The 13,974-nt window shown below is 50.9% G+C and carries 15 protein-coding genes; 7 read left to right on the forward strand and 8 right to left on the reverse strand.

Annotated elements, in window-relative coordinates:
- Positions 1-84 precede the first annotated feature (84 nt).
- Complete coding sequence (locus BUA24_RS10720) at positions 85-300, forward strand: hypothetical protein (RefSeq protein WP_072789115.1); 216 nt, start codon at positions 85-87, stop codon at positions 298-300.
- A gap of 594 nt (positions 301-894) precedes the next feature.
- On the opposite strand, the gene BUA24_RS13460 is transcribed toward BUA24_RS10720, so the two are convergent.
- Positions 895-1,071, reverse strand: coding sequence for a transposase (locus tag BUA24_RS13460; protein ID WP_084660445.1), 177 nt, complete (start codon positions 1,069-1,071; stop codon positions 895-897).
- On the opposite strand from BUA24_RS13460, the gene BUA24_RS12615 reads away from it, so the two are divergent.
- A complete protein-coding gene (locus BUA24_RS12615; RefSeq protein ID WP_178138808.1) occupies positions 1,051-1,221 on the forward strand; it encodes a hypothetical protein in 171 nt (56 codons plus the stop codon). The genes BUA24_RS13460 and BUA24_RS12615 overlap by 21 nt on opposite strands.
- A 366-nt stretch (positions 1,222-1,587) precedes the next feature.
- Here the strand turns inward: BUA24_RS12615 and BUA24_RS10730 are convergent, their stop codons facing one another.
- Both BUA24_RS10730 and BUA24_RS10735 read right to left on the reverse strand, forming a co-directional pair.
- On the reverse strand, positions 1,588-1,794 hold the full coding sequence (locus BUA24_RS10730) for a hypothetical protein (RefSeq protein ID WP_072792378.1): 207 nt from the start codon (positions 1,792-1,794) through the stop codon (positions 1,588-1,590).
- A gap of 622 nt (positions 1,795-2,416) precedes the next feature.
- The gene (locus tag BUA24_RS10735) at positions 2,417-3,055 is read right to left on the reverse strand and encodes a hypothetical protein (protein WP_072792382.1); all 639 of its coding nucleotides are present in this window, start codon (positions 3,053-3,055) and stop codon (positions 2,417-2,419) included.
- Positions 3,056-3,306: 251 nt separating this feature from the next.
- Between BUA24_RS10735 and BUA24_RS12280 the strand changes: the two genes are divergently transcribed.
- Both BUA24_RS12280 and BUA24_RS10745 read left to right on the forward strand, forming a co-directional pair.
- Positions 3,307-3,597: a hypothetical protein gene (locus BUA24_RS12280; protein WP_143146530.1), complete on the forward strand. Its 291-nt coding sequence runs from the start codon at positions 3,307-3,309 to the stop codon at positions 3,595-3,597.
- A gap of 184 nt (positions 3,598-3,781) precedes the next feature.
- The gene (locus BUA24_RS10745) at positions 3,782-5,119 is read left to right on the forward strand and encodes a transaminase (protein ID WP_218587470.1); all 1,338 of its coding nucleotides are present in this window, start codon (positions 3,782-3,784) and stop codon (positions 5,117-5,119) included.
- A 134-nt stretch (positions 5,120-5,253) separates the two neighbouring features.
- Here the strand turns inward: BUA24_RS10745 and BUA24_RS10750 are convergent, their stop codons facing one another.
- Both BUA24_RS10750 and BUA24_RS10755 read right to left on the reverse strand, forming a co-directional pair.
- The gene (locus BUA24_RS10750) at positions 5,254-7,008 is read right to left on the reverse strand and encodes an MFS transporter (RefSeq protein WP_084660442.1); all 1,755 of its coding nucleotides are present in this window, start codon (positions 7,006-7,008) and stop codon (positions 5,254-5,256) included.
- A gap of 155 nt (positions 7,009-7,163) precedes the next feature.
- Complete coding sequence (locus tag BUA24_RS10755) at positions 7,164-7,907, reverse strand: Type 1 glutamine amidotransferase-like domain-containing protein (protein WP_072792391.1); 744 nt, start codon at positions 7,905-7,907, stop codon at positions 7,164-7,166.
- 263 nt (positions 7,908-8,170) lie between these two features.
- Here BUA24_RS10755 and BUA24_RS10760 point away from each other — a divergent pair, with 263 nt between their 5' ends.
- The 3 genes from BUA24_RS10760 to BUA24_RS10770 all read left to right on the forward strand — a co-directional run bounded on the left by BUA24_RS10760 (position 8,171) and on the right by BUA24_RS10770 (position 11,806).
- Positions 8,171-9,667 (forward strand): MFS transporter, encoded by a 1,497-nt coding sequence (locus BUA24_RS10760; RefSeq protein ID WP_072792393.1) that lies wholly within the window; start codon positions 8,171-8,173, stop codon positions 9,665-9,667.
- A 180-nt stretch (positions 9,668-9,847) separates the two neighbouring features.
- Positions 9,848-10,783, forward strand: a complete 936-nt coding sequence (locus BUA24_RS10765) for a prephenate dehydratase (RefSeq protein WP_072792396.1) — start codon at positions 9,848-9,850, stop codon at positions 10,781-10,783.
- Between the two features lie 6 nt (positions 10,784-10,789).
- Positions 10,790-11,806, forward strand: coding sequence for a prephenate dehydrogenase (locus BUA24_RS10770; RefSeq protein WP_072792398.1), 1,017 nt, complete (start codon positions 10,790-10,792; stop codon positions 11,804-11,806).
- A gap of 10 nt (positions 11,807-11,816) precedes the next feature.
- Here the strand turns inward: BUA24_RS10770 and BUA24_RS10775 are convergent, their stop codons facing one another.
- The 3 genes from BUA24_RS10775 to BUA24_RS12620 form a co-directional block, all read right to left on the reverse strand.
- Entirely contained in the window at positions 11,817-12,110 is a 294-nt protein-coding gene (locus tag BUA24_RS10775) for a Dabb family protein (RefSeq protein ID WP_072792401.1), read from the reverse strand.
- A 37-nt stretch (positions 12,111-12,147) separates the two neighbouring features.
- A complete protein-coding gene (locus BUA24_RS10780) occupies positions 12,148-12,894 on the reverse strand; it encodes an SDR family NAD(P)-dependent oxidoreductase (protein WP_072792409.1) in 747 nt (248 codons plus the stop codon).
- Positions 12,895-13,062: 168 nt separating this feature from the next.
- Positions 13,063-13,974, reverse strand: a 912-nt coding sequence (locus tag BUA24_RS12620) for a zinc metalloprotease (protein ID WP_072792404.1), incomplete at its 5' end; no start/stop codon positions are given.

The following is a 13,974-nucleotide window of genomic DNA, read 5'->3' on the forward strand; positions in this document are numbered from 1 at the left end:
AGGCTGTGTGTTTTCTTTACGTTGTCATTACCTTGGTGCCTTAGCTTATTAGACATAGAGAAACAACAGGCAAAGGAGAGACAGATGTCCTGGATACTAAAGAACTTGGTACTGATGGTAATGGTTACGGGGATGATCTTTACGATCCTCTCAGTAGGGGTGTATCTGCAGTACCGAAAGGAAGACCCATCGGGAAACCGTCCCGACTTTCTAACCAGAGAGGTTCCGGAACCACTCGTACAAAGTCTTAGAGGTAATGAGACAGACTCCGAAAGAGAACTCATCAAGACCGCAAGCTAAAGACCGATCTACTTATCTCATACGTCAACCAACAAGAGGGAGGCGGGCTGTATTGGCCCAGCCTCGCTCTTGTTTTAGCCACAGGTTGTAAGCGGCGGACTGAAACTGACCCACTAACAGCGAATCAGAGTTGTCCCACCTTCCAAGTTGGGTAGCCTTCGAAAGTGTAACGCCTCCAACGAGGGGAGAAAGGTAAGACAAGACCTAAGGACCCCACCATGGGGAGCTTATCTAGATATTGTGAGATACTGGGCCTAGGTGACCCTCTCTGCTACGGTGACCACGAATCCGAGAGCCTCGATCCTCTTAGCTAGTCGCTTTACCTAGGCTTGGGGATGGTTGTGCTTCTCGAAGTAATCAGCCCCAAGATCTTGGTAGAGTTCTTCATTGCTAAGGCGATATCAGACGAGCTCTAACACAGAGTTGGCGACCGCAACGGCTGCCTTGTTAGGCTCTCGCCGTCTGGAAGTGCGTGCCTTTGGGCAGATGAGTTGGTTCCATTTGAATGTGCCGAGCGCCCAAGTGAGCCTCTATCATCGCACGTTTCAACGACGTAGATCTATGTCTAGTATCCGCTGGCATTCGCTTGCCAGCTCAATCATAACCTGCAGGAGAAGGCCCAGCCCAGGCAGATAAATGTCCAGCGGTTGTGAACCTTGACATGTCACCCCTGATCTCAGCAATAAAGACCCGTGCCGTGGTTGCAGGGATCGCTGGAGTTGGTGATACCAGAGCGACGGCGTAACCAAAGTGGATGAGACGCCTATAGATCTACTTGGTGAGTACTACCACCGCCGAGTCCAGGTAGTCGATATGGTTGATGATCTGTCTGGCGACGAAGGCATGGTGGGCTCTGCAGTATCGATAGAGTGCCTCCTAGAGTTGAGGAACCCTAGTCCGCATCTAGGACTTGGCCATTAGGGTCAAGACCGTGGGAGCTCTTTCGCATGGGATGATGACCTCTGTAACCTGTCTTGATGAGGCACTCCACACATAAGAGGGTACCGAGGTGAGCTTGATATCGGCGTCTGGAGAACATTCTTAGAGTCGTTGGATCTCTCGTGACCTAGCGTCTGCTTGGGTCTTGCGATATCGGGTCAACTCAGCGTTGCTCACGAATCTCTACTGGAGGAACAAAACTCAGCTACACCATTGCGTGGGCGGCGACATCTGCTAACCGTTTACTCGTCTGCGAGGTCTGTCTCTCTCAGGTACATTCTTCACGTGCTCGGTACGATAGAGCCATGGTGTTACAAAGAGTCCCTCCAGTGCGTAGCGTAGCGGCTTTCATTTCTTACATGTTGTCGCCGTCAACACCGTTGATACCCTAGCGTCACTGAGGAACTCGAGCTGAGTCTCGGGTCCTTTATCTATGGTGGCAAAGGTCTCCTTGGAAAGGGTAACCATGCGATCTGACTCTCTAACTCCCAAGCACGGAACGACGATGTCACGATGCACATCGAGACTGCCTAATTTATCCACTATTTCTTTCATCTCATAGCTCCTTGGTGTTTTAGGAGGATGTCTCGCCAAGGGACTAAGGTGAAGCGGAATCTAAAGTTTGTGCTCGAAGTGACAATCATTAGTCCTCCTGCTTCCCCGCATCAGCTGGGATGTGCACAACCAAGGCTGAAGAAAGCGTGAAGACTTATGAGACGGCCCACCACAAGCATTACATACATCTGTGGTCTGCAATCGTTCAGCAGGACTGAGGGATCAAACAGCCCACCACCTGGACTTGATCCAAGCGATGTTTTGATCTGGCGATTCTGTAGGCGATGCCAACTGGTAATGAGAGAAGAGTACAAACCTTCTCCTTGAAGCAGGGTTCCTTTTTCGACCCCAGGGAGTGTGTCGTACCTTGTTATGATCTGGCCCTTGGTAGGCAGCGGAGAGTCTTTTTGGGTTCTTATGCCCGCTCGGGGACCTCTGGGTCAGAAGTGGAAGGCATGTACTTACTTTGACGAACTATGCACCGTTTCCTTGATCGTCAGGTAGTCAAATCTCCTTTACTGGTAGCTCTTTTGTTGGATCAACAGATGTGTAAACATATCTGCCTCACCCAAGATTGACACGAGTGCTACAGCCGATCAAAGTGCATCCCGTTTCCGTCCCCCTACCGTACGAAGGGATGTCTTTGTGGGTGAGAAGCTTTAGCGGATGTGCGCTTTGAGGTAGATGCCAAAATGTGAGTGCCTCTAAAAATTAGTGCGAGGAATCCAGCCTGAAAGATTATCTCGCCCTGAAACATATAGGTCAACATGTGATTAGGGAGCGAGAGCGCTGCCAAGATCCCGCCAATCAGTTCCACTGCTAGTAAGGTCAGCTTATAGTTGTCACTTTCGTAGTGCAAAAGAGTGAGGGATATGTACAGCTGATCTAGAAAGAGAAGCGCTCCGACGATCATGTGTGTCCAGTTGAAGAATGTGTCGATAGTAAATGGTGTAAGTACAATGAGAACCATCGACAAACTTACAAACTTTAGAAGAACACCAAGGTTAGGGGTACCAATATTGGGATTGACCTGGTCGGCGAGCTTCCATGTATTATAGGCGGCGCTGAACAGTCCTAGGGCCAAAAAAGGCGCTGTGGATAGATGAACACCAAACTCACTTACGCCATAGATCTCAACGTTTGAGTTGTGTAGAACCACTAGCGCAGCGCCTATTCCTGCGGTAAAGGAGAAAGTGGCTAAAAGTAACCTCTTTCTTATCTCCTTCTCTGAGTTAGGTGACACGCTTTTGGGGACCGGCATATGAACCCGCACCTTCCTAGCAAATCAGTTGTACTGTACAACTAAATCTGAGGATGGACTATTCCCTTAGCAGCTTCATAGGGATAGAGGTTTTAGACCCTGAAAGGAAGACTTGCGGTCGTATTTGGAGTTGTTAGCTTCCTCCGCTTACAGCTACAGGGGCTTGGGTCGTCTGAGGTGGAGCCTGAGTTGAAGCTGGGGCTTGGGTCGTCTGAGGTGGAGCCTGAGTTGAAGCTGGGGCTTGAGCCTGTGTGGTTGAAGGCACCGTCGTAGACGTGGTGGGTGCTGTAGTCGAACTAGGGGACGTGGCAAAATGCGTAGTCGTCGTGCTTTTGGGTGATGCGACCGGATACGTCTTGCCTGGATCTGCTCGCCAGACCACTACAGTGAGGAATCCTAACGCAGCGATGGAGATCCTCCTTATGGTCTTTGCAGTTTCGTTGCTGTGCTCTATGATCTGTTTACCTTGCAATTTCTTTCCTCTCACAGACCATCTTATGAAGATGAATCGCTGCTGGCGGCTCCCTTGTTACATCTCTTAGGGAACTTTAGGTGAAGCTGTAGAGTTGTCTTATGTTACAAAAATTTGATCGCCTAACTATCTCTGAGTTCAAAGGGAAGCTGCCAAGTCGAGACTCACGGCTAACTCGATTCTCGGTATTGTAGCTGAAACGGTTTAGGTACACGAGGTGAATGTTGACGGGACAATATGTTTATGGAGATCGCGTGAGACTCTCCAAGCTCGTGGAGCGAGAGACAAGTATATTCTCCAAGAGGACTTCAAAGTCTAAGGAAGCGTTCGAGCAATCTCGCAAGGTTCTACTTGGTGGAGTTCCAATGTCTTGGATGAGCAAGTGGAGCGGCGGATATCCGATATTTTTCAAATCTGCCCGAGACTCGAAGATCTCAGACCTAGACGGAAATATTTATGTGGATTTCTGCCTCGGAGACACCGGAGCTATGGCTGGACATAGCCCTGGCGCTACTGTATCTGCGGTAATTGAGAGAGTGAGAGACAAAGGCGGAATTACTACAATGTTGCCGTCGTTGGATGCTGTAAATGCGGCTTCTGCGCTATCGGCTAGATTTCCGCTTCCATACTGGCAGTTCACACTCTCTGCGACAGATGCCAATCGTTTTGCTCTTCGTTTTGCTCGTCAAATCACCGGGAGAAGTAAGGTTCTTGTCTTCTCCTACTGCTACCACGGGACCGTGGATGAGAGCTTTATCGTATTAGATAACGGCGTGCCACGATCTCGCACTGGCAATGTAGGTCCCGCAGTAGATCCGACCGATACGACTGTTGTCGTGGAGTTCAACGATATTGAAGCTGTAAGAAGGGCTCTTTCAACCTATGAGATAGCGGCGGTTCTCACCGAACCTGCTCTTACAAATATTGGCATCGTCTTACCGGTTGCTGGGTTTCACGAGGAGCTTCGCCGTCTATGCTCAGAGACATCGACGCTGCTCATTATCGATGAAACCCATACATTTAGTGCCGGATACGGTGGAGCGACAGAGTTGTTTGGTCTCGATCCGGACATGATAACGATCGGGAAGTCGATTGGAGGGGGCGTTCCTGTTGGTGCATATGGAGTGTCTGACGCAGTGGCGGAGAGGCTGCTAGCAGACCAAGAAGCAGATCTTGTCGATACGGGTGGTGTTGGGGGAACGCTTGCTGGTAACGCATTGTCTGTGGCGGCGGTAGCAGCTACCTTGGAACACGTCTTTACCAAAGAAGCCTTTGCAAAAATGATAGATCTTTGTGCGACCTTCGAACAAGGGGTAACCGATGCGTTCTTCGAGTTTGGGGCACCATTTTGTGCGGTGAGGCTGGGAGCTCGCATCGAGTATCGTTTCACCCCCTCGCCCCCTCTAAACGGCGGGGAGTCTGCATCCTATGGAGACGATCTTTTGGATCAGTACTTTCATCTTTACATGGCTAACAGGGGTGTTTTGATGACTCCGTTTCACAACATGGCGCTTATGGCACCGACCACTACGTTGGAGGACGTTGAGACTCACACGAATTTGTTCAAAGAGGCTGTGGGAGAGCTTTTTTGACATGCAAGGGCTCTCCAAGATCAACACCTACGACGCTCTTCACTAACCCTATCAGGCACCAACAGCGGCCATAAAGTGCTGTCGGTGCCCCTAGAGCAGTAAGGAGAAATCATTATTTGCTGTTCTATGCCTTCTTAGGCCTCGCCTAGGGTCTCCTCGGGGGCAAGATTTGCCTCTGATGCGAGGGCGCCTTGGTAATGGAACTTGCCTCCACGCATCCAGGATGCGACCGTACCGACTAATGCGGCTGCGAAAGCGAAGTCCAGGGCGTCTCTTAGACCGCTTTGGAACGCTGGGGCTATTAGGTGGGGGAAGAAGGATCTACCTGTGAGATAAGCAACCTTAGCAGCCGGCATGTGCGTAAGCACTGGGCCGAGAAGAGTCTTTATGGGGTTGTAACCCAAGAACGCTGCAAAGAGGCTTCCGACTGGAGGCAATGAAGCTGCGAAGTGAGCTGCAGAGCTCGGAATGCCCTGCTGAATCAGACCACTATAGAGGGCGTGAGGTAAGGTGGCGGAAAGTCCAACGATGATCAGAGAGAAGAAAACTCCGATTGAAAGCACCTGAGCGGAGTTTTGAAAGGTGGTTAGCATCCCAGCACCGGCTCCACGTTGATTGGGTGGAAGGGAGTTCATTACGCCAGCTTGATTTGGGGCGGAGAAGAGACCTCCAGCCAGTCCGTTTATTGCAATTATGATCGCAAAGGCTATGTAGTTGAAGTTGATTGGAAGGAACTGAAGCGCTAAATACGTTACACCCTGGATCAGTATTCCAAGGGTGGCAAAGGGTCGAGCACCGAATCTATCGGATAACTTTCCGGATAATGGACCTGAGATCAAAAAGCCGACTGTGAGAGGGATTAGGTAGATTCCAGCCCAAAGTGGAGTCTGGGAGAACGAATACCCGTGTTCGGGAAGCCAGATACCTTGAAGCCAGACTATGAGGATGAACTGTAAGCCACCTCGTCCGAGTGCGCCGAGCAAAGTTGCGATATTTCCCGCAGCGAATGCGCGAATACTAAAGAGCTTTAGGCGAAACATGGGAGATCGTGCTTTTGTCTCGTAGGCTACGAAGGATGACAGAGTCAAGATGCCGCCACCTATCGCTGCGATGACCCCAGGGTTTCCCCAGCCCATCGTGGACTTGCCGTAGGGGAGTATTCCGTAGGTGATACCCACCATTACTGAGACCAGTCCTATGGCAAAGAGAAGATTGCCTAACCAGTCTATCTTTGCCGGAGTGCGAACGCCCGTATCTCGAAGCTTTAGATAAGCCCATATCGTTCCGAAGACGCCGAAGGGGACTGAGACCAAAAATACCAGTCGCCAAGAGACCGGAGCTAGCACACCGCCAAGTATCAGTCCTATGAAGGAACCAGCAATTAGAGCTACGGAGTTGATGCCAAGAGCGGTGCCTCGCTCGTTGGGAGGGAAGGCGTCGGTAATAATCGCTGACGAGTTGGCGAATAAGAAGGCAGCCCCCACGCCTTGGAACACTCTCATTACGATGATGTACAAAGCTCCCTCGGTTCCACGGAGCCATGTTACCGAAAGAAGAATTGAAAAGACCGTGAATATGGCAAAACCCATGTTATACATCCGAACGCGCCCGAATATGTCGCCCACGCGCCCAAGACTAACTACCAACACCGCTGTCACGATCAGAAACCCCATGAGCATCCATAAGAGGTAGGTCGAGTTAGAGGGGGTGAGGGGGTTCACGCCAATTCCCCTAAAGATGTCTGGAAGTGAGATTAACACAATCGATCCGTTTATGGTCGCCATGAGGATGCCGATCGTGGTGTTCGAAAGTGCGATCCACTTGTACTTTGGATGTGTTCGCAGAAACTCTGCGTTTTCTTGCGCTAAAGGCATTGGCTTTGTCTGCATATGAACTTGCTGTCCAATCTCCCTAAACCATCTGAGGAAACCACCGTAATTTTACTGTGATAGTATTACTGTAAAAGGTTGTATGATGCAAGTATATTCTCGCTGTGGAAGTTCTTAGCTTCTTTGTGGCAGATGTCACGGCGTATGGTACTTGCTTAGACGAAAGTGTTTTTTGTGATTAGTGACGTCTCTAACGCCGTTTCGCTCACAACTCCGTCTGAGCAGTCAACGAAGTAGGCCACCTTCCCGGGCAACTCTGTGACTGCGCGCTCTAAGGTAGTTCCTTCAAAGTGTAGGCCGACGTGGTCCTCTGTTGCGTAGCCGACGGGCAGTTGCCCTGTCTCTATTAGCTTATGAAATAATGGCCTACGCTGAGGCTCAGAGTCATAGTGTACAGCGTTAGAGTAGGGCAGCATCCCTAGTCCGTTGGTTATCGGTCTAAGTTCGGGACCAAATGAGTCTGTTGTTCCTCCTACGTGCCAGCAGATAGATCCAGCAGAGACACCGCCTAGGACAACGCCAGCATGCCATGCCCTCTCCATTGGTTCGACAACTCCATGGAGTCTCCACAGACAAAGTAGATTTGCGACACTGCCCCCTCCGACCCAGATAACGTCGGACTCCAAGAGAAAGGTCTCCATATTCGCCACGTTTGGCATGGGAAACAGGTTGAGATGCCGGGCGTCGACCTTGGCCTCCCGAGCCGCCTCGTTCAACATTGCCTGAAATGGCCGGGGGTCACCACTTGCGGTGTTTAGAAACGTAACTATCGGAGTGGACCTTCTCGGGTGAGAGAGCTCTATTGCATAATGAATAAGAGCTCCAAAGGCGTACTCCGTGCGCTTACCGCGCACGAGACCTCCCGAGGTTGCGATAACTGTGGGTGCAGATGCTGTCATAGCGAGAGCCTACAGACTCCTAAGCACAGATGTCAACGCAGCCCGAGATCAAATTGGTTCGGCAGATGAGTAAAGGAACAAATAGTGCGAGCGGGGTCCTCTCGTAGATAAATATACAAAATTCATGGGAATTTACCTGGGTTCAATGTGGTTGGCCATTACAATCATTGTTTCTTGTCCGCAGGGTGCTTCGTATCTGATCCATTCACATAGCGCCCTTGATAACGGTCGGCTGACCAAACGTGTAGAGAGAGGAAAGATTTTTGAGTAGAGCGATCAAAGAACACAAGGGCTTGATACTGCTGTTGGCTTGCATAGGTCAGTTCATGGTCATCTTGGACGTGTCTATCGTCAATGTAGCTTTGCCAGCGATAAAGACGTCCCTCGGGTTTACAGACTCAGAACTGCAGTGGATCCTTAACGCCTATACGCTAACCTTTGCCGGTTTGTTGCTCCTAGGTGGGCGTGTCGCCGATATCTTTGGACGTCGCAAGGTGTTCATGGCGGGTCTAGCGATCTTTACGGTTGCTTCCCTCGTGGGAGCGGTGTCCACGGACCGATCTATTCTTATCCTTGCACGAGCGATTCAAGGACTTGGTGGCGCAATACTGTCTCCAGCAACCCTCACCATCTTGACCACGACGTTTTCAGAAGGGAAGGAACGTGCAAGGGCTCTTGGTATCTGGAGCGCCGTTGCAGGGGCTGGAGGTGCAGCAGGGGCTCTGCTAGGAGGAGTGCTCACAGATCTGCTCAGTTGGCGATGGATCTTTCTTATCAACCTTCCCATCGGGGCTCTAGCTGCGGTAATCACGTTCCTTTATCTCTCAGAACTCAAGCGTAGCTCTGGGTCTAAGACAAACTTGGACGTGCTTGGCTCGGTCTTGATCACCTTCTCTGTTACTGCCCTTGTGTATGCTCTGGTGGAAGGTGGAACCTCGGGCTGGAGTTCTTCGACCACGCTTATATCTTTTGGTGTGTCGGCTCTAACGCTTTTGTACTTTCTTGTCCATGAGGGTAAGGTGGCGAAGAGTCCGATCGTTCCGCTTGGAATGTTTAGACTCAAAAAGCTTTCAGTAGCTAATGTGACCATGTTCTTTGTCGGTGGATCTGTCTTTGCTAGCTGGTACTTCCTGTCCCTGTTCATGCAACAGATACTTGGGTACTCTCCGCTGAAAGCCGGACTCGCATTTGTTCCTCAGACTTTAGCGATCGCGACTGGTGCTCAGGTCTCCTCTCGACTCATACCTAAGGTGGGAGTGCGTCCGCTGATCGTAGTTGGACCAATCGTTTCGGGAGTGGGTCTGTTGTTGTTCCATGGAATCTCTATTCACAGCTCGTACCTACACTCGATTCTGTTACCGAGTGTCCTTACGACTCTAGGAGTAGGTCTTTCCTTCACGCCTCTTGCCGTTGCAGCGACTTCCGGGGTTGAGCGCAGCCTGGCTGGTCTGGCATCGGGACTGTTGAATACGGCGCGCCAAGTGGGAGGAGCTGTCGGTCTGGCAGGTCTTAGCTCTATAGCTCTATCTTTTACTGGCTCAGATATGAAAGCCCTTTTATCCCACGGAGCGATAAGTCTACATCGGGCGGCTTTGGTCGCTTCAGCTGCTGGATACGCACACTCTCTCGAGATCTCAGCGGCAATCGCTCTTGTGGCGGCGGCCTTCGGAGCCTTCTTGGGTGGAAGAGGTAACAGAAACTCTAGTGACGCCCGTGAGTCGCTATCAGTAGACTCGAACTTAGGGGTCGAGGGTATCTGAGTAAGTCGTAAGCGCTGTGAAGCGTCTCTTTAGTCGAGTGGTCGTTAGGTCGTTAGGCATCGTTTCGCTAAGCAAACAGTATCTGTAACTATTCCCTTCGACGTTACAGCTATAATGGCTCTAAGTGAGGGGACGGTAGGAGCTAAAGCCAGCTGTCCCTTGTTGTAGTCGTGTGACTGGATGGTCTCTTTGAAAGACGATACTTTGATCTGCTTCCTGGGTCCCTTGGGGACGTCTGATCACAGAGCTATAGAGCTGTTCTCCGACATCGGAGTCTATGTGCCCCTCCCGATGGCGTCTATCTCTGAGATAGTACAGACCGTGAACTACACTCCGGGGTGTCTAGGCGTTGTTCCACTGGAGAACTCTACCGACGGTGAACTTACAACGATATCCGACAAACTCATCTTTGAGGCGACGGATATAAGAATACAACAAGAGTGTGTACTGGCCGAAGTCATATGCGCTTATGGACTTGCAGACTTGTCGGTGGCGACAACCGTGATATCCCACCCCCAGATACTCGATCTGTGCTCAAGGTTTATAAAAGAGAGAGGTCTAAGTACCCGTCATGCTACATCGACGACTGAGGCTTGCAGGTTGGTTGCAAGGGAGAAGGACGTAACGTTGATAGCACTAGCACCCCCAGCTGTTGGACAGAAGATGGGTCTAAGTGCATTCGATGATACGGTGTTAGATGTCCCTGAGATTCGGACTCGTTATGTGCTGATAGGTCAAGGGGTGGCACCAGCGACTGGATTCGACAAGTCCGTGTTTGTCGTCACGCCTGCGTTTGACGCAGCAGGTGCGCTTTCGGATGTCCTGTCTTCGTTTACAAAGTTTTCGGTAAATATGTTATCGATTCTCTCGCGTCCGCTACAGACCAAGATAGGACTCCACAGCTTCTACATTACCTGTGAGGGTCACGTCAACGACACTCCAATCTTATATGCTGTTGAGAGTCTGCTAGAAAGAGGCCACTCTGTAAAGCACCTAGGATCCTTTCCGAGATGGAAGGGGGCAGAGGTTACTGCACCCTTTGCAAACCTCCCGCTGGGATCGATAGACCCAGAGGATCTCAACACTAAGAGCGTTCGAGAACTTTTAGGGGTCTAACTTCTATTGAAGGTAGCGGTTATTGGACTTGGACATATAGGAGGATCCCTTACAAAGGCCCTACTTAGCTCAGGGGTTGACGTAGTAGGGTACGACATCGATAAGTCTACACTAACGTCCTGTGGGAAGCTTGGCATCTCCTGTACCTCTAAAATCGACGAGGCTCTAGACGGCGCCCAGGTTGTCTTTTTGGCTGTGCCAACCCCTGTTGTGCTAGATGCCACTCGGGAGATACTAGCTGTTTTGGAAGGTGCTCAGACCATTGACCAAGATGTTATTGTGTCAGATCTGAGTTCCTCAAAGACCAAGGTTGTCGAGGAATCTTATGACATTGTTGAGGAAGCCAAAGCACGAGGAGTAAGGGTTGAGTTTCTAAGTCTTCATCCCATGACGGGTCGTGAAGGCAGCGGTTTTATGACCTCTGAAGGTGACTTGATTTTAGGTTGTACTTGGGCGGTAATAATTCATCAAGCGTTAAGCGCTGTGACGGTGGTCAAAGTTGCCGATCTTTTGTCGAAGCTACAGGCTCGGCTGCTGTTCATGGACTGGGAGTCTCATGAGAGGGCTGTAGGAGCTCTGTCGCACCTTCCCCATCTCATATCACTGGCATACGCGTCTTTGATCTACCGTTCAGATGAAAGCCGGCGTGGCTTTATACTCGGAGCTGGTTCATTCAGAGACATGACTCGGGTAGCATACACAGACCCAGAAAAGGTGGCCGCGATGGTAGTGCCTAACTCAAGGACTCTATCTGACCTCTTGGATCGCCTAAATGTGGAGATCGAGTCGATTAGGAGCTCTCTCAGTAGCGAAGAGGAGTTTGTAAGAAGCTTTTCTCAAGTACAAACGTTCTTGAGGAACGCTTCTGAGCGCACTTGTTTAGAGAGTACAAACACCCTCGTCTGCTGCGAAGGCAGTCTCTTCAAGGAGCTCCAGCGAATATCACAAGATGGATCGGTAGTTTTGCAGGTTGAGCGCCGCTTAGAAGATGACAGCTATTTCATTACCTTTTTCACAAGGTAGCTCAACATAACTAGTGTTCGAACTGAATGGCAGATCTCTCTTTGAGTATTGGCTTTAGGTACTGCTCGATCGCCTTTAGGTGTTCTGGGTGTGACGCGTAGATTTTATAGTCGTCAAGACTTTCGAACTCAACTACGACACCGTAGTCTGAAGTGGTTGTGGGAAGGTTGGCGCCCGTTCCGTGGCGAAACCCTTTTATCTCTGGGATCAGATCGGGTAGATGGGAGAGAGCATCGCTAAGTCTTCTTACGTCCTCTTCGGATGTGCCATCTTGAAAGCTAAAGAGCGCACAATGGGTTATCACAGCCCAACCTTTCTCTGTCGGTTCAATATCAGGGAGATCATTGCAACCCCCGTGAGGTGCCTCCATCTACGACTAGACTGACACCGTTTATAAACTTAGCTTGAGCAGAGCACAAGAAGGCTACGGTCTTTCCGAAGTCGCCGGGATCTCCGACGTGCTCGCCCTCAGCGGGAAGGCGTCCGTTGCGAAGAGCAAGTAGCCGATCGGTTAGGTGAAGTCCCGGCTGAACGGTGTTGATAGTTATTCCGTGGTCTTTGTAGGTGTGTGAGGCAGACTTTAGGTAGGCGGTGAGGGCAGAACGCGCAGAGTTGGAGAGCACCATGTGCTCGTTAGGTTCTTTCACGTAAAGAGATGTGATCGCAACTATCCGTCCCCAGCCGACCTCTTTCATGTAGGATGTGGTTCCCTGCACGAGCTCTACCATAGAGAGGAAGTTCGCCTCCAAAGCGGTACGTAGGTCTTCGATCGAGATGGCCTCGACGTCACCGGGCTTGGGACCACCAGAGTTCAAAACCAAGATGTCAAATCCGCCAGTCTTAGATGTTGCCTCAGCTAGCGCTCCTCGGGCGCCCTCGATAGATGAGAGATCGGCAGATACTGTATTTACGGTAGCCTCTGGATGAGCGGAGACAATTACGCCCCTGGCCTCCTCGAGCTTATCCAGGTCCCGAGATACGACTGTAACCGATACTCCCTCTGCGGCTAACGCAAGAGCGCAACTAAGTCCAAGACCTGAAGATCCTCCTCCAATAAATGCAGATTTGCCTGTCAACTCTAGATCCATGGATCTAGAGTACATCCTCGAGCTTATCTTGATAGCCGACGTGACCACGCTAAGTAGATATAAGATCCGACAGGGAGTGTCAGATCTTATTCTTTGGACAAAGATAGGCAAGCCCCTGGCGTCCTGTGGAGAAAAACGCCAGGGGCTCTGTTGGGTGATGTGGGATCTTTATGGAGTGGGTTCTGAAAGACAGCCCTCGGCACGGCCGAGATGGGCGAGTCCAAGAAGATCTCCCCACTGATATGCAGTTGGTGCGTTGCCGTTGTCTTCAGGGTTCATGACCTCAGATGGATCGGCGACATGTCCAAGTCCAAGTACGTGTCCAAGCTCATGATGGATCAGTGAAACTATCTGCTCCTGAGTCAAAGCGTATGAGCTTGTAATTGAGGCCTGCCCTGTTACGTAGACCCACTGCTGACCGTTCCAAGCTGGGGCAGCTCCGCCTTCACCGATCACACCCCCAGATGGCATGAAGTCTGTGTACCCGGTTGGTTCCCAGGCAACAAGAACAGGAGCCCATATGGTTGATCCACCAGGGCCGGTGGCGAAGTCCGATCGCTCTTTCGACGGAAACTGTGATGTTGTCCCTACGTAGTTGAAGGTGATACCTGTGGCGCTTGAGAGGTCGCTAAAGGCCTGTTGTACCAGCGAAAGTCCATCAGGGGGAGCAAAGGTGAGATTCACCACGTAGTTGATCGTTTGACAAGGGTTCCATCTAATAGGAAGTTGGTTTCCCTGTGTCTCTAGGTAGCTGTAACCTTGCGAAGCTGGAGCAGCTGTGTTGTTTTGCGTTAGCGACTCGTTGAAGGGTACAGAGACGTTGTTGTCCGGCGTCAGATTGTAGTTGTTCCACGTCGGAGGTGCAGCGCTGGAGTCGTAAGATCCTCCGGCGTTGGATGGGAAGCTTAAAGCACCGTTGTTGTCTCCAACGACCCAGTAACCATCTCCGCCTGGGGTGGGAGCCATACCCATAACAGATCCGGAGATCGAGGTGCCAACCGCTGACCCTTCAAAGGGAGCATCTCCAAAGGTGAAGATCCCTCCATCGGACGCTACCTCCCAGTACCCCTTTCCATCTGG

The organism is Ferrithrix thermotolerans DSM 19514 (genome assembly GCF_900128965.1).
GTDB classification, from domain to species: Bacteria; Actinomycetota; Acidimicrobiia; order Acidimicrobiales; family Acidimicrobiaceae; genus Ferrithrix; species Ferrithrix thermotolerans.

What these genes read in the sequence shown, in the direction of transcription:
- BUA24_RS10720 (WP_072789115.1), top strand. Translation starts at nt 85, where the DNA reads ATGTCCTGGATACTAAAGAACTTGGTACTGATGGTAATGGTTACGGGG.
- BUA24_RS10730 (WP_072792378.1), bottom strand. Translation starts at nt 1,794, where the DNA reads ATGAAAGAAATAGTGGATAAATTAGGCAGTCTCGATGTGCATCGTGAC.
- BUA24_RS10735 (WP_072792382.1), bottom strand. Translation starts at nt 3,055, where the DNA reads ATGCCGGTCCCCAAAAGCGTGTCACCTAACTCAGAGAAGGAGATAAGA.
- BUA24_RS10750 (WP_084660442.1), bottom strand. Translation starts at nt 7,008, where the DNA reads ATGCAGACAAAGCCAATGCCTTTAGCGCAAGAAAACGCAGAGTTTCTG.
- BUA24_RS10755 (WP_072792391.1), bottom strand. Translation starts at nt 7,907, where the DNA reads ATGACAGCATCTGCACCCACAGTTATCGCAACCTCGGGAGGTCTCGTG.
- BUA24_RS10765 (WP_072792396.1), top strand. Translation starts at nt 9,848, where the DNA reads ATGGTCTCTTTGAAAGACGATACTTTGATCTGCTTCCTGGGTCCCTTG.
- BUA24_RS10780 (WP_072792409.1), bottom strand. Translation starts at nt 12,894, where the DNA reads ATGGATCTAGAGTTGACAGGCAAATCTGCATTTATTGGAGGAGGATCT.